The organism is Microbacterium sp. EG9 (assembly GCF_059759475.1).
The window spans coordinates 2,908,838-2,927,893 of the sequence record NZ_CM186217.1 but is presented as its reverse complement, the minus strand read 5'-3'; the positions used below and the strand labels follow the sequence as shown (position 1 = coordinate 2,927,893).

The 19,056-nt window shown below is 72.9% G+C and carries 16 protein-coding genes; 11 read left to right on the top strand and 5 right to left on the bottom strand.

Annotated features, from left to right (window positions below; all coding sequences use genetic code 11):
- The first annotated feature begins 54 nt into the window (after window positions 1–54).
- Genes AC6CQV_RS13780 through AC6CQV_RS13755 form a run of 6 tightly spaced genes read left to right on the top strand, consistent with a single transcriptional unit; the run spans window position 55 to window position 7,262 of the window.
- Entirely contained in the window at window positions 55–1,422 is a 1,368-nt protein-coding gene (locus AC6CQV_RS13780; RefSeq protein ID WP_232783962.1) for an ABC transporter substrate-binding protein, read from the top strand.
- 3 nt (window positions 1,423–1,425) lie between these two features.
- Window positions 1,426–2,388, top strand: a complete 963-nt coding sequence (locus tag AC6CQV_RS13775; RefSeq protein WP_061782430.1) for a carbohydrate ABC transporter permease — start codon at window positions 1,426–1,428, stop codon at window positions 2,386–2,388.
- Window positions 2,388–3,212, top strand: coding sequence for a carbohydrate ABC transporter permease (locus AC6CQV_RS13770; protein ID WP_101305284.1), 825 nt, complete (start codon window positions 2,388–2,390; stop codon window positions 3,210–3,212). Before AC6CQV_RS13775 ends, AC6CQV_RS13770 begins: the two co-directional genes overlap by 1 nt.
- Window positions 3,209–4,183, top strand: a complete 975-nt coding sequence (locus tag AC6CQV_RS13765; RefSeq protein WP_498259757.1) for an alpha/beta hydrolase — start codon at window positions 3,209–3,211, stop codon at window positions 4,181–4,183. Before AC6CQV_RS13770 ends, AC6CQV_RS13765 begins: the two co-directional genes overlap by 4 nt.
- Window positions 4,184–4,225: 42 nt before the next feature.
- On the top strand, window positions 4,226–5,707 hold the full coding sequence (gene gtfA / locus AC6CQV_RS13760) for a sucrose phosphorylase (RefSeq protein ID WP_498259756.1): 1,482 nt from the start codon (window positions 4,226–4,228) through the stop codon (window positions 5,705–5,707).
- Between the two features lie 49 nt (window positions 5,708–5,756).
- Window positions 5,757–7,262 (top strand): MinD/ParA family ATP-binding protein, encoded by a 1,506-nt coding sequence (locus AC6CQV_RS13755; protein WP_498259755.1) that lies wholly within the window; start codon window positions 5,757–5,759, stop codon window positions 7,260–7,262.
- Window positions 7,263–8,164: 902 nt separating this feature from the next.
- Here AC6CQV_RS13755 and hpxO read toward each other — a convergent pair.
- The 4 genes from hpxO to AC6CQV_RS13735 form a co-directional block, all read right to left on the bottom strand.
- Window positions 8,165–9,355: an FAD-dependent urate hydroxylase HpxO gene (gene hpxO / locus AC6CQV_RS13750; RefSeq protein WP_498259754.1), complete on the bottom strand. Its 1,191-nt coding sequence runs from the start codon at window positions 9,353–9,355 to the stop codon at window positions 8,165–8,167.
- Window positions 9,356–9,452: 97 nt separating this feature from the next.
- Window positions 9,453–9,773, bottom strand: a complete 321-nt coding sequence (gene uraH / locus AC6CQV_RS13745) for a hydroxyisourate hydrolase (protein WP_498259753.1) — start codon at window positions 9,771–9,773, stop codon at window positions 9,453–9,455.
- Entirely contained in the window at window positions 9,770–10,276 is a 507-nt protein-coding gene (gene uraD, locus AC6CQV_RS13740) for a 2-oxo-4-hydroxy-4-carboxy-5-ureidoimidazoline decarboxylase (protein ID WP_498259752.1), read from the bottom strand. The genes uraH and uraD overlap by 4 nt, the downstream gene beginning before the upstream one ends.
- Window position 10,277: 1 nt before the next feature.
- A complete protein-coding gene (locus AC6CQV_RS13735) occupies window positions 10,278–10,922 on the bottom strand; it encodes a helix-turn-helix domain-containing protein (protein ID WP_191009360.1) in 645 nt (214 codons plus the stop codon).
- 224 nt (window positions 10,923–11,146) lie between these two features.
- On the opposite strand from AC6CQV_RS13735, the gene allB reads away from it, so the two are divergent.
- The 5 genes from allB to AC6CQV_RS13710 all read left to right on the top strand — a co-directional run bounded on the left by allB (window position 11,147) and on the right by AC6CQV_RS13710 (window position 18,284).
- Entirely contained in the window at window positions 11,147–12,595 is a 1,449-nt protein-coding gene (allB, locus tag AC6CQV_RS13730) for an allantoinase AllB (RefSeq protein ID WP_498259751.1), read from the top strand.
- Window positions 12,592–13,794, top strand: coding sequence for an acetamidase/formamidase family protein (locus AC6CQV_RS13725; RefSeq protein WP_498259750.1), 1,203 nt, complete (start codon window positions 12,592–12,594; stop codon window positions 13,792–13,794). Before allB ends, AC6CQV_RS13725 begins: the two co-directional genes overlap by 4 nt.
- Before the next feature lie 340 nt (window positions 13,795–14,134).
- On the top strand, window positions 14,135–15,718 hold the full coding sequence (locus AC6CQV_RS13720; protein WP_498259749.1) for an AtzH-like domain-containing protein: 1,584 nt from the start codon (window positions 14,135–14,137) through the stop codon (window positions 15,716–15,718).
- A complete protein-coding gene (locus AC6CQV_RS13715) occupies window positions 15,715–16,995 on the top strand; it encodes a pyridoxal-phosphate-dependent aminotransferase family protein (RefSeq protein ID WP_498259748.1) in 1,281 nt (426 codons plus the stop codon). Before AC6CQV_RS13720 ends, AC6CQV_RS13715 begins: the two co-directional genes overlap by 4 nt.
- The gene (locus AC6CQV_RS13710) at window positions 16,992–18,284 is read left to right on the top strand and encodes an allantoate amidohydrolase (RefSeq protein WP_498259747.1); all 1,293 of its coding nucleotides are present in this window, start codon (window positions 16,992–16,994) and stop codon (window positions 18,282–18,284) included. Before AC6CQV_RS13715 ends, AC6CQV_RS13710 begins: the two co-directional genes overlap by 4 nt.
- Window positions 18,285–18,402: 118 nt before the next feature.
- Here the strand turns inward: AC6CQV_RS13710 and AC6CQV_RS13705 are convergent, their stop codons facing one another.
- Window positions 18,403–19,020, bottom strand: a complete 618-nt coding sequence (locus AC6CQV_RS13705; RefSeq protein ID WP_498259746.1) for an LOG family protein — start codon at window positions 19,018–19,020, stop codon at window positions 18,403–18,405.
- Between the last annotated feature and the right edge of the window lie 36 nt (window positions 19,021–19,056).

Sequence of the window (19,056 nt, the reverse complement as noted above, 5' to 3'; positions counted from 1 at the left end):
CACGCGAGCTGAATCGGTATAGCAGCAAACTCCATCCTCGCACCGAGAAACTGCATGGAAAGGCAGACAATGATGTCGAACACGAAGCGCATGCGCGCCTCCGCTGTCGTCGCCACGACCGTGATCGCAGGAGTGGCCCTCACCGCCTGCGCTCCTCCCGGGGCCGACACCTCCAGCACCCCGGCCGCGTCCAGCGACGTGGTCCTGAGCTGTGGAACCGATCCGGTCACCCTCAGCGCGTACGTCGAGACCGGATTCCCGCTGTTCAACGACCTCACGGCGGAGTTCACCAAGCAGTTCCCGAACGTCACGTTCGACACGCGTGAAGACCAGTTCGCGGTCATCACGCAGAACGCCCCGCGTGTGCTCGTCGACTCGCCGCCGGACATCATGCGCCTGCCCACGATCGTCGACCTCGTGAACGACAACCTGCTCTACAACCTCGACGGCTACGCCAAGGGCTACGGGTGGGACCAGTGGCCGTCGTCGCAGCTCGAGCAGCTGCGGGTCAACGACAAGGGTCAGCGCGGCGACGGCTCCCTCTACGCGATGGGCGTCAACTACTCGGTCACCGGCGTCTTCTACAACAAGAAGCTCGCCGCGCAGATCGGCATGACCTCCGCCCCGACGACGCTCGACGAGTTCGACTCCTACCTGAAGAAGGCGAAGGATGCCGGGATCACGCCGATCGCGCAGTTCAACGGCGGGGCGACCGGCGGGCTCGCCTTCCCGCTCCAGGCGCTGATGGCCAGCTATGGCAAGCCGAGCGCGATCAACGACTGGATCTTCCTCAAGGACGACGCCACGATCGACACTCCGGAGAACGTCAAGGCCGCGGAGCACCTCGACTCGTGGATCACGGCGGGCTACTTCGCCGACGACGCCAACTCGATGGACTACTCCCAGATGATCAGCCGCTTCACGAGCGGCCAGAGCCTGTTCATCTTCGACGGCGACTGGGAGTCGGGCAACTTCGACACCCAGATGCCCGGCGACGTGGGCTTCTTCCTGTCGCCCCCGCTCGAGGCGGGCGGCCAGAACGGCGCCATGTCGGCTCCGCTCACCTACGGCGTGTCGGCGAAGGCCGCGCACCCCGACTGCGCCGCGTTCTTCTTCAACTGGGTCGCGACGAACGAGACGGCGCGCACCATCGCGGTGGAGAAGGGCGGATCGCACCCCATGGGTCCCGCCGACGCCTTCATGCCCGCCGTCAAGGAGGGCACCGTGACGGCCGAGACCCTGGCCGCGGGCGCGCAGCTCTCGCAGAACAACGGTTCGATGGACTTCATCGCCAACGCCACCGGCTCGATCTACGCGAAGAGCCTCACGCCGAACCTGCAGGAGCTGTTCGCGGGCAAGCAGACCCCGGCGGGCCTTCTGACCCAGGTGCAGACCGATTATCTGAGCAGCAAGAAGGGCTGACCCATGAGCACGTCCACGCAGCCCGGGCAGGCCCGGGCTGCGCGGGACCGTGCGGCCGCCCCGGCCCGCGACCACCGCGCTCGACGCGCGCGGTGGTCGCGGGAGGCGGTTGTCGGTCTCGCGCTGATCGCACCCGCCTTCGTCTTCTACGCGCTCTTCGTGCTCGTGCCGCTCGCCTCGACGGTGCAGTATTCGTTCTACGACTGGAACGGGGTCACGACCGCCACGTGGGCGGGGCTCGACAACTACGTGCGCATCTTCACCGACGCGCAGCTGCTCGGACCCATCGTCAACGCGCTGACGCTCATCCTGTACTTCTCGATCATCCCGGTGACCGTCGGGCTCGTCGCCGCTGCGCTGATCCGCAAGCTCGGGGGCAGTCGTCTGGCCTCCGTGTCACGCACCGTCCTGTTCCTCCCGCAGGTCATCCCGCTGGTCGCCGCCGGCATCATGTGGACGTGGCTGCTGGCCGCCGACGGTGCGGTCAACCAGTTCCTCAGCGCGATCGGGCTCGGCGGGATCACCCGCGCGTGGCTCGGCGACTTCGACACCGCTCTGCCCGCCGTCGGCGTGATCGGCGCGTGGGTCTCGCTCGGCCTGTGCATGCTGCTGCTGCTCGCCGGCATGACCAAGATCGATCCCGCCCTCTACGAGGCCGCGCGCATCGACGGCGCGGGGCCCATCCGCGAGTTCTTCACGGTGACCCTGCCCGCCATCCGGCAGGAGCTCGGCGTCGCCGTGCTCATCACCGTCATCGGGGCCCTGCGCAGCTTCGACATCATCTACATCTCCACCCAGGGCGGCCCCGGCCGCAGCACGATGGTGCCGGGTCTGGAGATCTACTACCTCGCGTTCTTCGAGCGGCAGGTCGGCCAGGCCTCCGCCCTCGCGGTCGTGCTCACCCTGCTCGTGCTCGCCGTCGTGCTGCCGCTGAACAAGCTCACCCGCGGAAAGGACGAGAGCTGATGAAGACCTCCGCCGTCGAGGTGTGGACCGGCCGCCTCCTGCTCATCGTCGTCATGGCGCTGACGATCATCCCGTTCATCTCACTGTTCGTGACCGCGCTGCACGCCCCCGGGACCTACCCGGCGGGGCTGTCCTGGCCCGACGAGCCGCACTGGGACAACTTCCTCCTCGCGTTCCAGTCGGCCGACATGCTGAAGATGCTGGGCTCCAGCATCCTCATCGAGCTCGGCGTCGTGCCCGTGAGCCTGTTCGCCGCGACGCTCGCCGGATTCGCGCTCGGGCACCTCAAGGTGCCGCTGTCGCGCACCCTCTTCGTCGTGTTCGTGCTGGGACTGACCCTCCCGATCGAGGGCATCATCGTGCCGATCTACTACCAGATCCGCAGCTACGGGCTCCTCAACACCCAGTGGGCGATCGTCCTGCCGCTGATCGGCCTGTTCATGCCGTTCGCCGTCATGTGGATGCGGGCGCACTTCGTCAACATGCCCCACGAGCTGACCGAGGCCGCCCGCACCGACGGCGCCAGCACCTGGCAGCTGTTCTGGCGCATCCACGTGCCGCTGTCGGGTCCGGCGATCTCCTCGCTCGCGATCCTGCTGTTCCTGTGGACGTGGAACCAGTTCCTCCTCGCGATCGTGCTCGTCGACGACCCGACCAAGCGGACGATGGCCGGTGCCCTCGGCGCGTTCCAGGGTCAGTGGGGCACCGACATCCCGCTGCTGTGCGCCGGGTCGATCCTGATCCTGCTGCCGACCCTGATCGTGTTCCTGGTGTTCCAGCGGCAGTTCGTCGCGGCGCTGCTCCAGGGTGCGGTGAAGGGATGACGCCGCCGCCGCCGTCAGCCCGCCCGCGGCCGCCGCTCGACCCGGGTGTCGCCCGCGCCTTCGACGAGCTCGACGACATCGTCGTCTCGATCACCCCCGACGACATCGTGCGGGTGCGCGAGAGCGCGACAGTGGCGCCGATGACGGACCTCACGCAGCACGGAGCGTTCACGCGCACTGCGCGCACGATCCCGGGCGCGGCGGGCGAGGTGGCCGTCGTGGTCTCGCTGCCGGTGGAGTGCCCCCGCCCGGTACCCGTGCTGCTGCACCTGCACGGCGGCGGCCTCGTGTCGGGCACCCCCGATTCGGAGATGCCCGCCGTGACCGCGCTGGCCGACCGCGTCGGCTGCGCCGTGGTGTCGGTCGACTACCGGCTCGCTCCCGAGCATCCCTTCCCCGCCGCGCTCGACGACGCCATGGCCGCCCTGCGGTGGCTGGCCGGTCCCGACGCGCCCGCGCAGATCGACTCCGACCGCATCGTCCTCACCGGGGTGAGCGCCGGGGCGGGCCTCGCGGCGGCGCTCGCACTGTACGCCCGCGACCACGGCGGTCCCCGGCCGGCCGGCCTGCTGCTGCAGGCGCCGATGCTCGACCACCGGTCGGCGTCGGCCTCGGCGATCCAGATGGCGGGCCACGGGTCGTGGGACCGCGCGGCCAACGAGGTCGCCTGGGCCGCGTACCTCGGCGGCGCCGACGGAGCCGGGCGCGTGTCGGCCTACGCCTCGCCCGCGCTCGCCGACGACCTCGCGGGTCTGCCGCCGACCTTCATCGACGTCGGCTCCGCCGAGACCTTCCGCGACGAGTGCGTCGCGTTCGCCGATGCCATCTGGCGCGCGGGGGGCGACGCGGAGCTGCACGTGTGGCCGGGCGGCACGCACGCGTTCGACCTCATGGCGCCGTGGCTACCGCTGTCGCGCGAAGCCCGCCGCGTACGGCGCGCGTGGCTACGACGTCTCCTCCGGCGCGCGTAGCGCTCCGCATCCCACCCGAGAACCCAGAGAGAGAACCCCGTCATGAACGGCACGCCCCCGCAGCTGATCACCTACGTCGACCGCCTCGCCGGAACCGTCGCCGGCGTGCAGGAGATGCTCGACACACGACTGTCGGGGATGTTCGGCGGCATCCACCTCCTGCCCTACTTCACCCCGTTCGACGGCGTCGACGCGGGCTTCGACCCCCGCGACCACACCCGCATCGATCCGCGGCTGGGCACGTGGGACGACGTCCGCGCGCTCAGCGGCGACGCCGTCGTGATGAGCGACGTGATCGTCAACCACGTCTCGGCCGACTCCGACGCCTTCCTGGACGTGCGCCGTCGCGGCGACGCCTCGCCCTGGGCGCCGATGTTCCTCACGCTCGACGCCGTCTTCCCGGACGGCGCCCGCGAGGACGACCTGGCCCGCATCTACCGCCCGCGGCCCGGCCTGCCGTTCACCGTGATGGAGCTGGGCGGGCGCAAGCGTCTCGTCTGGACGACCTTCACCGCCGACCAGGTCGACATCGACCTGCGCACCGAGGTCGCCTGGGACTACCTCACCTCGGTGCTCGACGCGCTCGGCGCCGCCGGTGTCACGATGCTGCGCCTGGATGCCGTGGGCTACACGGGCAAGGAAGCGGGCACCGACTGCTTCATGACGGCATCCACCGATCGGTACACGCGACGCATCCTCGAGCTCGCCCACGACCGGGGCATGCGGGTGCTGCTCGAGGTGCACGGGCACTTCACGCAGCAGATCGACATCGCCCGCAGCGTGGACTACGTCTACGACTTCGCGCTGCCGCCGCTGCTGCTGCACGCTCTGCACGCGCACGACCTGCGTCCCCTCGCGCAGTGGCTCGACGTGCGCCCCGCCAATACGATCACGGTGCTCGACACGCACGACGGCATCGGCATCGTCGACGTGGGCGAGAGCGACCTGAAGCCGGGGGTCCCGGGGCTGCTCGCGCCGGCGCAGATCGACGCGCTCGTCGAGGCGATCCACGACGCGAGCGGCGGCACGAGTCGCCTCGCGACGGGAGCCGCGGCATCCAACCTCGACCTGTACCAGGTGAACTGCACCTACTACGACGCCGTGGGCGCCGACGACCGCGCCTACCTGCTCGCCCGACTCGTCCAGCTCATGGTGCCCGGCATCCCGCAGGTGTACTACGTGGGACTGTTCGCGGGCCGCAACGACGTCGAGCTGCTGCGTGCGACGGGGGTCGGCCGCGACGTGAACCGCCACCACTACACCGCCGACGAGATCGACCTCGAGCTCGAACGCCCCGTCGTGCGGGCGCTGGGGGAGCTGCTGCGTCTGCGCGCGGCCCATCCCGCCTTCGACGGCGCGTTCACTGCCGACCTCGCCGACACCCGTGGCCTGCTCCGGTGGGAGCAGGGCGCGCATCGTGTGACCGTGGAGCTCGACGTCGCACAGCGCAGCTTCACGCTGACGGCGACCGACGGGGATGCCGACTGGCGACGCACCGTCGACGAGCTGCTCGCCGGGGCGTGAGAGCCCCCTTCCCGGGTGTTGTGCGGGCGTCGATGGGATACTCGTAGGCGTGACCTACGAACCGACCGTCCTCGTCACCTCGCAGACCGCCGCCGAGATCCATCTCGCCGGTGAGGTCGACGAGGTCTTCGCCTCGACGCAGGAAGGGCTGCGCAGTCGCATCGTGGAGTCCATCCGCCTGATGGCCGCGTCGGCCGGCGAGCCGGTGACCGCCACGGTCGTCGACGGCGCCACCCGGTGGGCGCTCGTCGTCAGCCCCGACGGCAGCTTCACGGAGGCCACGGCCCCGGCGGCGGCTTCCGCTCCGGCTGTGGCTTCCGCTCCGGCCGCGGTTTCCGCTCCGGCGGCTTCGGTTTCCGCTCCGGCCGCGACCCCCGGGGCCGAGGACGTCTCCTCCGTCGCGGCATCCTCGGTCGCCGCCCCCATCTCGGCGGTGCCGCTGTCGCCGGCCGCCGCTGCCGCGGTCGCGGAGCCGGTTCCGGCGGAGACCGCCGCGGAGCCCGTGGCCGCCGCCCCGGCGACGTCGGCGACGACCGCCGTTGCGACGGCGACGGTCGACGGACCGCTGCGCAGCGGTGCGACGCGGCGGGAGGGCGCTCAGCGCAGCCCCGCGCAGCGCGCGACGCCGACGGTCGACGACCTGCTCAACTCTCGAGCCGACCGGGCGCGGCCGCGTGCGACCGAAGGCTGGCGCGGCGCGATCCGGCGTCTGACCGGCGGTGCGATCTCCCCGCGGCCCGGAAAGGCGGAGCAATCGCGGCTGGATCGCGAGCGCCTCGTGCAGCGCCGGCTCGACGCGCCGCGCACGATCGTGGTCCTCAACCCCAAGGGCGGTGCGCACAAGACGACGTCGACGCTGCTGCTCGCCGCCACCTTCGGCACCCAGCGCGGCGGTGCGACCCTCGCGTGGGACAACAACGAGACCCGGGGCACGCTCGGCTGGCGCGCGCAGCACGCCCCCCACCACCGCACGGCCGTCGACCTGCTCGACGACCTCGACCGCTTCACGACGCCCGACCGTGCCAGCCTCGCCGCCCTCGACACCTACGTGCGCACGCAGGTCGACGCGCGGTTCGACGTGCTGGCGTCCGACGAGGATGCCGCGGCATCCTCGACCATCGACGCCGCCGGATTCGATCGTCTGCACGACGTGCTGTCGCGCTACTACCGCCTGCTGATCGTCGACACCGGCAACAACATGCGCGCGTCGAACTGGGTCGCGGCCGTCGCCGCCGCCGATCAGCTCGTCATCGTCTCGACCGTGCGCGAGGACACGGCGGCCAGCGCCGCGTGGCTCCTCGACGGCCTGCGCGAGAAGGGCTTCGATCACAAGATCGACGAGGCGGTGACGATCCTCGCCGCCCCGTCGGCGAAGCCCGACCGCAAGCTCGCCGACCGCCTCGAGCGCCACTTCGCGCAGGTGACCGCCGAGGTCGTGCACGTGCCGTTCGACGCCGCGCTGGTCGACGGCGGTCCGATCGACTTCGACGCGCTCTCGCCCGAGAGCCGCGACGCGTGGCTCACCGTCGCGGCCTCCATCGCCCGCCGCCTCTGACCCCTCCGCGCACTAGCTGCGCCGCCCGCTGCGCGCGCAACTGCAAGGCCGCAGCCGCGACACCCCGCGCGGGTGCCTCTGTGCAGCGGCGTGTCGCGCGGCATCCCTTGCAGTTCGGTCGGGAGAGGGTGATGGCGGATGCCGCCGCCCGCCAACATGCGCAACTGCAAGGTCGCAACGGCGACACCCCGCGCGGGTGGCCCTGGGAAGCGGCGTGTCGCGCGGCATCCCTTGCAGTTCGGTCGAGGCGGATGCCGTGGGTCACCCCGGATGCCGCCGCACGACCGGTCGGTAACTCGTGCGCGTGCTCGGCGCCTGCGAACCACTCAGACTGGGTCCGCCCTGCCCTGCCCCGCCGCCCGCCAACATGCGCAACTGCAAGGTCGCAGCCGCGACACCCCGCGCCGGTGCCCCTGTGCAGCCGCGTGTCGCGCGGCATCCCTTGCAGTTCGGTCGGGAGGGGCGACGGCTGATGCCGCCGCATCGAGCGGATGCCGCCGCCCGCGCCCCTGCCCTGACCGGGCTCGTCACCGGGCCTCGATGCCGGCCGTCGCCCTTCCGTCGCCCGCCAACATGCGCAACTGCAAGGTCGCCGCGGCGACACCCCGCGCCGGTGCCCCTGTGTAGCGGCGTGTCGCTCGGCATCCCTTGCAGTTCGGTCGAGGCGGATGCCGCGGGTGAGCCCGGATGCCGCGGCACGACCGGTCGGTGACTCGTTCGCGTCCTCGGCGCCTGCGAACCACTCAGACTGGGTCCGCCCCGCCCCGCCGCCCGCTGCATGCGCAACTGCAAGGCCCCAGCGGCGCCACCCCGTGCGGGTGCCCCTGCGCGGCGGCGTGTCGCGCGGCATCCCTTGCAGTTCGGTTGGGAGGGCGCCGGCCCACCCGCCCCCAGCGACCCGCTCAGCCGGGCAGCAACCCGCCGCCGAGGTTGACGGGGCTGTCCTCGATGTTGCCGACGATGCCGCGGATGATGCCGGCGCCGTCGGTGCCGCGCAGGCTCTCGTACCAGGCGTCGGTCACGGCGGGGTCGAAGGCGTGCGTCTCCCACCCGCGCTTGCGTGCCCGCAGCACGAGCTCGCCCGCCCGCTCGACCCGCATCGCGGCGTAGCGGCGGAGGGTGTCGGCGACGTCGAGCGTGTTGGTGGCGAACGCGATGCCGAGGGCGAAGGCGTCCTCGAGCGCCGAGCACGCTCCCTGGCCGATGTCGGGGGCGGTGTTGTGCGCGGCATCCCCGAGGATGGCGACCCGCCCCTTCGTCCAGGTGTCGAACGGGGTGATGTCCCAGATCTCCACGCGGTTGAGCGAGGTCGCGGGGTCGATCGCGGAGAGCAGCTCCTGCACGCCGGGCGCCCAATCGCCGAAGGCCTCGAGCAGAGGGGTGAGGTCGCCCCGCTCGTAGGGGAGTCCCGACGGCTGCGGGATGTCGAACCAGAAGTAGAAGCGGTCGCCCGCGATCGGCATGACGGCGGCGCGCTTGCCCTCGGCGACGTAGGTCGTCCAGGCGGTGGCGCGCCCGATGGTCTCCGACACCGGCACGAGCCCGTTGAGGTTCGTGTATCCCGAGTACTCCCGCTCGATCGGCGGCGCCCCGGCGGGCTGCACGTAGTCGCGCACGATCGAGCGCGCGCCGTCGGCCCCGATGAGCATGTCGGCCGTGTCGGTGGTGCCGTCGGCGAACGTCGCGGTCACGGTCGTGCCGTCGTCGGAGACGTCGGTCAGCCGCTTGCCGAGGTGGATGCCGTCGAGGCCGAACCGCTCCATCAGCAGCGCCTGCAGGTCGGCGCGCGCGACGGGGTAGGGCTTCTGCCCGGTCTGGGCCGTGACGGGCGCGAGCGAGAAGTCGCACATCGTCTCGCCGGTGTGCCCGTCGAGGTAGACCATGTCGGCCATGTCGCCGCCGAGAGCTGCGACCTCCTCGCCGAGTCCGAGCCAGTTGAGCACCTTCACGCCGTTGGGCCACAGCGACAGCGCCGCGCCCACGGGCCGGTTCTCGCGCATCTGGTCGTAGATGACGACCTCGTGCCCGAGTCTCTGCAGCGCGATCCCCGCGCTCGTTCCCCCGACACCGGCTCCGACGACGATCACCTTCATGTCCGTCACGCTACGGATGCCGTGTCACCGCGACGTTTCCCCCGGGTAACCGCGCGGCATCCCGCGCCCGGGGCGGTCCCGCCGGAGCCGGAGCGGATCAGGTGCCGCGGTACGTGGAGTAGGCGAAGGGGCTCAGCAGCAACGGCACGTGGTGGTGCCGGCCGTCGGCGACCGCGAAGGTCACGGTGACCGAGGGGTAGAAGGTCGCGGTGTCGCGCGCCGCGAAGTACGCCCCGGTATGGAACACGAGCGCGTAGGTGCCGGCGGGAAGCTCCTCCGGGCCGAGGGCGAGGCGGCCGTCGACATCCGTGCTCCCGGCGGCGAGGGCGACGCCGTCCGCGTCGACGAGGGTCACCTCGACGCCGGATGCCGCGGCCCCGGCGGCCCCGTCCAGCACATGCGTGGTCACGTGGCTCATGCGATCGTCGCCTCCAGTCGTCGCAGCGCGATCTGGCGCAGCTGGTCGAGCGCCTCCGCGGTCTCGGTCTCGTCGTCGTTGTGCAGCCGTCGCTCGAGCTCCGCGCGCATCTCTTCGGGGCTGCGACCCGCGGCGCGGATGAGGAACACCCGGCCGAAGCGCTCCTCGTACGCGGCGTTGCCGGCCGCGATCGCGGCGGCCGTCGCGGCCTCCGCGGTCGACATCGAGGCCTGCTCGTGACGCGAGGCGTGCGCCTCGGCGCTCGCGCCCTGCGGTCTGTCGCCGATGCGCGGGTGGTGGGCGAGCGCGCCGTCCAAGTCGGCGCGCGTCCAGGCGCGCGCGAGCTCGTCCGCGCGCGCGGCCAGCGCCGCCCGCGTGCCGTAGGGGCGTCCCGCGACGACCGCGTCGATCCACGCGGGCACGGCGGCCCAGACGCGCACGAGGGAGGCCGCGGCATCCGGGTCGAGGGCGTCGAAGTCGGGGAGGGCGAGGAGGTCGGTCATGTCAGTGGGCTCCGTGGACGATGAGCCAGCGGGCGACGGCCGGCTCGGAGGACGTGTTGTGCAGTCGATGCGGACGCGAGCACGGATAGCTGATCGCGTCCCCGGCGCGCAGGACCACGCGCTCGTCGTCGAAGTCGACGGTCAGCTCGCCCGAGACGACCGTGCCGATCTCGTAGCCCTCGTGGCGGAACAGTCCGCCCTCGCCGTGCGCCGTCGCCCCCGGCGGATAGGTCGACTCGAAGTAGTCCACCCCGGGCGTCGCGACCGGGGAGATGCGGCGGAAGGCGACGCCGTCGTCGAGGAGGATCGCCGTGTCGTGGGCGGCGCGGCGCAGCCCGAAGCTCGTCGCGCCCGTCTGGGCCGGTGCGCCGGAGGGGTCGAACACCGACGTCAGCGGCACGTCGAGCTCGTCGGTGATGGCGATCAGGCGCGACACGCTCGGCCGCATGACGCCCCGCTCGATCTGCGAGACGGCGCTGGGCGAGATGCCGAGCCGTCTCGCGAGGTCGCGCGCCGACATGCCGCGGGCGATCCGCAGCGCGCGCAGGCGCTCGCCCACGCCGTCGCCGTCTCCGGCGGCCGCGCGATCGGCGGCGTCCGCGGGCGCGGCGGTGTGCGACGCGTCGACGGCGGACAGGCGGCTCATGGTCGAGAGCGTAGCGGGCGGTGGCATCCCGTCGGCCCGGTGCCGGGGATTCGACCCGGATTCGTCATCTGTGAAGGGGCGACTTCACATGCTCGTTACACGGGAGACATCCCGTCGCGAAGATGAAGCTATAGCTTCACACTCGAGCCCGGCGCGTCCGGGCGGAAACACCCGCGAAACGACGCCTCGCTAGCGTCGGACCCATTCCCGAGAGAGGCGGCGCCGTGGCAGAGGTGAGGGTGATCCGGGCCGAGCGCGCGTGGATCGACGGACGGTTCCGCCCCGCGCAGGTGCGCATCGTCGACGGGGTGATCGCAGAGGTGGCCGGTCTCGACGCGCTCGGCGGTCTCGACGGGCTCGACGACGCGGATGCCGCGGCATCCGCCGAGGTCGTGGTGCTCGCTCCCGACGAGGTGCTGCTGCCGGGCCTCGTCGACTCGCACGTGCACCTGGACGAGCCGGGCCGCACCGACTGGGAGGGCTTCGCGACGGGCACCGCCGCCGCGGCCGCCGGCGGCATCACGACCCTGTTCGACATGCCGCTGAACTCGGTGCCGGTGACCACCACGCCCGCGGCGCTCGCCGCGAAGCGTGCCGCCGCGGCCGGAAAGCTCGCCGTGGACGTGGGCTACTGGGGCGGCGCGGTCCCCGAGAACCTCGGCAGCCTGCGTGAGCTGGCCGATGCCGGCGTCGTCGGCTTCAAGTGCTTCCTCGTGCCGAGCGGCATCGACGAGTTCGGACACCTCGACGGCGCGGGCCTGCGCGCCGCGCTGACCGAGCTCGCCGCCTTCGACGGCCTGCTGATCGCCCACGCGGAGGACGAGGCCCACCTGCACGAGGCCGCCGTCGAGGTCGGGGCGGGACCCGACGGAGAGCTCGGTCGTCACTACGACGCGTTCCTGCGCAGCCGTCCGCCCGTCAGCGAGGAGGCCGCGATCGCGGCGGTGATCGACGCGGCCCGGGCCACCGGCGGCCGTGCGCACATCGTCCACGTCGCCGACGGGCACGCGCTCGACCTCATCCGGGCCGCGAAGGCGGAGGGCATCCGCCTCACGATCGAGACGTGCCCGCACTACCTCACGCTGTCGGCCGAAGAGGTGCCCGACGGGGCGAGCGCGTTCAAGTGCTGCCCGCCGATCCGCGACCGCGTCAACCAGGACTTGCTGTGGGAAGGCGTCGTCGACGGCACGATCGACGCGATCGTCAGCGACCACTCGCCCGCGACGCTCGCCCTCAAGACCGCGGGCGGCGGCGACTTCGGCCTCGCCTGGGGCGGCATCGCCGGCGTGCAGACGGGCTTCGCGAGCGTCTGGACCGCGGCGGCGCGCCGCGGCATCCCGCTGGAGCGCCTGCTGCCGCTGTTCACGACCGGACCGGCGCGCATCGCCGGGATGCCGGGACTCGGCGTCATCGCGCCGGGCGCGCGGGCGAACCTCACCGTGTTCGCCCCGGAGCGGTCGTGGACGGTCGACGCACAGCGGCTGCTGTACCGGCACAAGCTGTCGCCGTGGGACGGCCGCGAGCTGCGCGGCGGGGTCGTCGCGACGCTCGTCGGCGGTACCGTCGTGTACCGCGCCGGCGATGACGAGGCGCGGGCCCGGCCCGGCGTGGAACTGCTGGCCGGTGCCGGTGCGTTCGCCGGTGACGACGTGCGCGAAGGAGCGACATCATGACCGAGACCCTCGAGATCCTGCAGCCCCGCGAAGGGGCGATCGTCGGCGACCACTACGTCGCGGCATCCCCGGCGACGGTGCTGTGGGGGCGACTGCCCTGCGCCGCGGACGCACCGGTGCTGACGATCGCGGCGGGGGAGACGGTGACCATCGACACCGTGAGCCACGAGGGTATCCTCCCCGATCAGGGGCAGGATCCGCTCGGCTACTTCACGGGGCACGGAGTGCCGGCCGCGCACGTGCTCACCGACGCGATCGAGATCGCCGCCACCGTCCCGCGCGATGCGCTCGCCGACGGCCCGCACGTGGTGACGGGACCCGTCTTCGTCGCGGGCGCCGAGGTGGGCGATCTGCTGAAGATCACGGTCGTCGACCTCGCCCCGCGGGTGCCCTACGGGGTCATCTCCAACCGGCACGGCAAGGGCGCGCTGGTCGGTGTGCTCCCGCGGGGGCCCGAGAACGTCAGCGTGTTCACGCCGGTGTCGGACGGCAGCGGCATCCTGCCCCTGGTCGACGGGGGCGAGCGCGTCGTGCGGTTCCCGCTCGCGCCGTTCCTCGGGACGATGGGCGTCGCCGTCGCCGGCGAGGAGCGGCCGCACTCGGTGCCGCCCGGCGCGCACGGCGGCAACATCGACATCAACCTGCTCGTCGAAGGTGCGGTGCTGTACCTGCCGGTGCAGGTGCCCGGCGCGCTCGCCTACGTCGGCGACCCGCACTTCGCGCAGGGCGACGGGGAGGTGGCGCTGACCGCCCTGGAGGCGTCGCTGCGCGCGACGCTGCGCTTCGACGTGGTGCCGCGGGCCGGGGCCCTCGCCGCGTTCGGCGAGGTGACCGGACCGCTCGTCCGCACCGACGAGTACCTCGTGCCGACCGGACTCGACGTCGATCTCGACGAGGCGATGCGCAAGGCGGTGCGCGCCGCCCTCGATCTGCTGCAGGCGCGGTACGGCATGGCCGAGCACCTGGCCTACGCCTACCTGTCGGCGGCGACCGACTTCGACATCTCGCAGGTCGTCGACATCGTCTGCGGCGTGCACGCGCGCATCCGCGAGGCGGACTTCGCCGCCGTCCGCCCCGCCGCCGGTCCCGCCGCCGGGTCGGCCGTCCGGCCCGCCGTCGGCCCTGCTGCCGGGTCGGCCGCCGGGTCGGCCGCCGGGTCGGTGCCGGGTGCGTCGGCGCCGTCGGGGGCCCCGGCGTGACCGGGGTGTCGGGGACGGGCGCCGCGGTCGGGGTCCCGAACTCCTCCAACTCGCTGCGGTTGCGGGGTGGGGGCGCCCGGACGCGGCCCGCGCCCCTGCGCGTGGAGGAGTCCGGCACGCGCGCGGCGCGCGAAGCCCGCGGGCGGTTCATCGGCTGCCCGAGCGACTCCGCGGCGGTCGCGGCGGCGGGTTCGCGTGCCGCGTGCGCCCCGAACTCCTCCATCTCGACCGGAGTGCCCGGCCCTGAGCACCTCCCGCGGCCTGCGCGGCCTGCGGTGGAGGAGTTCGGGACGCCGCCGCCGCCACCCACGCCACAGCAACACCGGCGGGGAGGCCACCGATGACCGCCGACCAGCCGCTGCCCGACGACCTGCGCGCGGCGTTCGAGGCGTACGAGCGGGCGATCCTGGCGAACGACCTCGACGCCCTGGATGCCGCGTTCGCGCCCGGCGACCGCACGCTCCGCGGCGACGGCGCCGGACTGCTGGTCGGGCACGACGCGATCAGCGCGTTCCGCGGCTCTCGCGGCGGTGTGCCGGCCCGCACCATCGAGCGCGTCGAGTACCGGCCGCTCGCCGACGGGGTCGCGCTCATCGTCGCGGTGTCGCGGTTCGCCGCGGGCGGAGCCGGGCTGCAGACGCAGGTGTGGGAGCTGATCGACGGCCGGTGGCTCATCACCGCCGCACACGTCACGCCGCGCTCGGTCGCGTTCGACCGCTCGATCTGGCGTACCGTCGGCGACCCGCTGTACCAGGGCGCGTGGGACGGGCCGCTCGCCGGTCTCACCGTGGCCGTCAAGGACCTCTTCGCGATCAAGGGCTATCGCATCGGCGCCGGCAACCCGGCCTACCTCGCCTCGGCTCGCGCCGAGACCACGAGCGCGCCCGCGGTGGGCGATCTGCTGCGCGGCGGGGCATCGCTGCGGGGCATCGCCCGCACCGACGAGTTCGCCTACTCGATCGCCGGCGACAACGCGCACTACGGCACCCCGCCCAACGCCGCGGTGCCCGGTGCGCTCCCGGGCGGCTCGTCGAGCGGTCCGGCCGCCGCCGTCGCCCTCGGCCACGCCGACGTCGCCCTCGCCACCGACACCGCCGGCTCGGTGCGGGTGCCGGCGTCGTACCAGGGACTCTGGGGCCTGCGGACGACGCACGACCTCGTGCCGCGCCAGGGCCTGCTCCCGCTCGCGCAGTCGTTCGACACCGTCGGGTGGCTCACCCGCGACGGTGCGACGCTGCAGGCCGTCGCGGACTGGTGCCTGAGCTACGACGGCTCCGACTCGACCGCATCGGTGTTCGGTGCCTCCGGCGACGACCTGCCGTGGCGGTTCCGCGTGCCGGTCGAAGCGCTAGCCGCGGCCGACCCGGCCACGCGCGCGGCGTTCGAGGGGATGCTCGCGGCTTCCGGTCTGCCGGTCGAGGAGATCGCGCTGGGCGACCTCGACGATTACCTCGTGCCGTTCCGGACGGTGCAGGGTGCGGAAGCCTGGCGCAACAACGGCGACTGGCTGCGCGCCCACCCCGGCTCGACCGGGCCCGCCGTGGCCGAGCGCTTCCGGACGGCCGCCGCCGTGACCGCCGCCGACGAGGCCGCGGCCCGCGCCGCCCTCGCCCCGCTGCGCGAGGCACTGCACGCGCACGTCCGCGACGCCGTGCTGCTGCTGCCGACGGTGCCCGGACCGGCGCCGTCGCGCGCGGCCACCGGCGCGCAGGTGGATGCCGTCCGCCAGAACACCCTGCGGCTGACCACGCCGGCCGCCGTCGGCGGCCTCCCCGCGCTGTCGGTGCCGGTGCTCACGGTCGCCACCGACCGCGGCGACGCTCCGGTCGGCGTCAGCCTCGTCTCGCGCGCCGGCACCGACATCGCCCTCGTGCGCCTCGGCTGCGCCCTCCACGCCCGCATCACCGAAACGGAATCCGTATGAGCACCACCGCCCTTCCCGGCCCGATCGCCCCGCCCGCCCGTCTGCTCATGGGCCCGGGGCCGATCTCGGCGTACCCGAGCGTCCTCACCGCGATGTCGGCGCCGCTGGTCGGCCAGTACGACCCGTTCATGACGGCGACGATGACCGAGACGCAGGAGCTGTACCGCGGCGTCTGGAGCACGCACAACGACGCGACCCTGCTCGTCGACGGCACGAGCCGTGCCGGCATCGAGGCCGCGATCGTCTCGCTCGTGAAGCCCGGCGACCGGGTGCTCGTCCCGGTGTTCGGCCGCTTCGGGCACCTGCTGGCCGAGATCGCCGAGCGGGCGCTCGCCGAGGTGCACACGATCGAGACCGACTGGGGTCAGGTGTTCCCGGCATCCGTGATCGAGGAGGCGATCGTGCGCGTGAAGCCGGCGCTGCTCGCCCTCGTGCAGGGCGACACCTCGACCACGATGCTCCAGCCGCTGGAGGATGTCGGCGAGCTCTGCCGCCGCCATGGCGTGCTGTTCTACTCCGACGCCACCGCCTCGCTGGGCGGGAACGCCTTCGAGGCCGACGCCTGGGGACTGGATGCCGCGACCGCCGGGCTGCAGAAGTGCCTGGGGGGTCCGAGCGGATCGTCGCCGATCACCCTGAGCCCGCGGGCGGTGGAGGTGATCCGGGCGCGCAAGAAGGTCGAGGCGGGCATCCGCGAGCCCGGCGACGAGTCGTCGGCCGACTTCGTCCGCTCGAACTACTTCGACCTGGGCCAGATCCTCGACTACTGGGGCCCCCGTCGCCTGAACCACCACACCGAGGCGACGAGCATGCTCTACGGCGCCCGCGAGTGCGCCCGGCTGCTGCTGGTCGAGGGTCGCGAGGCCGTGATCGCCCGCCATGAGCTCGCCGGACGCGCGATGCTCGCCGGCGTCGAGGCGCTCCGCCTCGTCGTGTTCGGCGACGTCGGCCACAAGATGAGCAACGTCGTGGCGGTCGAGATCCCGGAGGGCGTTCCCGGTGATGCCGCCCGGTCGGCCCTGCTCGAGGACTTCGGCATCGAGATCGGCACCTCGTTCGGGCCGCTCCACGGCAAGGTCTGGCGCATCGGCACGATGGGCTACAACGCGCGCAAGGATGCCGTGCTCTCCACCCTCGCCGCCCTCGAGAGCGTGCTGCGGCGCTTCGGCGCCGCGGTGCCGGCGGGTGGGGGCGTCGAGGCCGCGGCCGACGTGTTCGCCGCCGCCCCGGCCGCCCTGCACGCCCCTGGCGCGCCCGCTCCCACGGGGGCGCCGTGACCGCGGCATCCCTCCTGCGCGCCGCGCCCGATGACATCGCCGCCGCCGCGCGACGCGTGATGGCCCGGTGCGAGGAGCTCGCGCGGGTGAGCGCGGACGCGGCATCCATCGAGCGCGTCTACCTCTCGCCCGAGCACGCCCGCGTCAATCGCCTGGCGGCGGAATGGATGCGCGAGCTGGGCATGCGCACGTGGCAGGATGCCGCGGGCAACCAGGTCGGCCGGATCGGCGACCCGGCGGCGCCCGCGCTGATGCTGGGCTCGCACCTGGACACGGTGCTCGATGCCGGACGCTACGACGGCATCGCGGGGGTGCTGATGGCGCTCGAGGTCGTGCGGCTGCTGCGCGTGCCGGCGGGCGAGGGCTGGACCGTGCCGCTGCCGTTCGCGATCGAGGTGGTCGCCTTCTCCGACGAGGAGGGCACCCGGTTCGGCAAGGCGCTGCTCGGATCGTCCGCCGTGGCCGGCACGTGGAACGACGCGTGGTGGGAGCTGGCGGATGCCGACGGCGTGAGCCTGCGCCGGGCATTCCTCGAGTTCGGGCTCGACCCCGCCCGTGTCGGGGAGGCCGCGCGGCGACCGGACGAGCTGGTGGGGTACCTCGAGGCGCACATCGAGCAGGGGCCCGAGCTCGACCGGGCCGGGGAGCCTCTCGCCGTCGTCTCGTCGATCGCGTCGGCGCGGCGGTTCCAGCTGGTGGTGGAGGGCGAGGCCCGCCACGCCGGCGGGACGCCGTACGACATGCGTCGCGACGCGCTGCTGGGTGCAAGCGAGGCCGCCCTGGCCGTGGAGCGGATCTGCTCCGCTGAGCACCACATCGTCGGCACCGTGGGCCGCTTCGAGGCGTTCCCGGGGGCGGTCAACGTGATCCCGGGCGAGGTGCAGTTCTCGCTCGATCTGCGCGGCGAGTTCGACGGCGAACGCGACCGCGTGTGGGACGCGCTGGCCCGCGAGCTGGACGACATCATGGGTCGCCGCGGACTGCGCTGGCGCTCACGCGAGGTGCACAGCGCGCCGGCGGTGTTCTGCGCGCCCCTGCTGCAGGACGTGGTGGCCGGCGGCATCCGCGCGACCCTCCCGCCGCGGTCGGACGCCCCGCCCGTGATCTTCAGCCGTGCCGGGCACGACGGCATGTCGCTGGGGGCCGTGACCGACGTCGGCATGCTGTTCCTGCGCAACCCCGACGGGGTCAGCCATCACCCCGACGAGTCCGTCTCCGCCGGCGATGTGGCCCACGGCATCCGCGCCCTCGCCGAAGCCGTCCTGCTGCGCGGCACCGAGCGCGTCTGACCCGCCGCGGGCCGGCCCGACGCCCCGAGAAACCCCTTCCGCCCCGAGAAACCCGCGCTGCGGGGATGTCTCGGCGCGAGAGTGGTTTCTCGCTCCGAGCCGGATGCCGCCGGAAGCGCTAGGGACGCACGGGCAGCGACAGGGCACCGGTCATCTCGGCGCCAGGCGAGGCCGCGGTGCGCGCCGGGGGTACGTAGTCGCGCAGGCGCGCGAGCGCCTCGGTGGCCTCGGTCGCGACGACGAGCATGTCGGTGTAGCGGGGGTGGGTGAAGCCGCGGTCGCGCATGTTGGCGACGAACGCGAGCAGCGGGTCGAAGTACCCGTCGACGTTGAGCAGCCCCACCGGCTTGTCGTGGATGCCGAGCTGCGCCCACGTCCACTGCTCGGTGAGCTCTTCGAGGGTCCCCGGTCCGCCGGGAAGCGCCAGGAAGGCATCGGCGCGGTCGGCCATGAGCATCTTCCGCTCGTGCATCGTGTCGACGAGGATCAGCTCGGTCAGGTCCTCGTTGACGGCTTCGCGCGCCTGCAGCGACCGCGGGATCACCCCGGTGACCTCCGCGCCGGCCGCGAGGGCGGCATCCGCGACCGTGCCCATCAGTCCGACGTGGCCGCCGCCGTAGACGAGCGCCATGCCGGAGCGTCCGATCGCCGTGCCGACGGCGCGGGCCGCCTCGACGTAGACCGGGTCGAAGCCCGGGGAGGATCCGCAGAAGACCGTGACCGTGAATCGCGACATGCACAGACGCTAATCCGCCCGTGTTTCCGGGCCGTG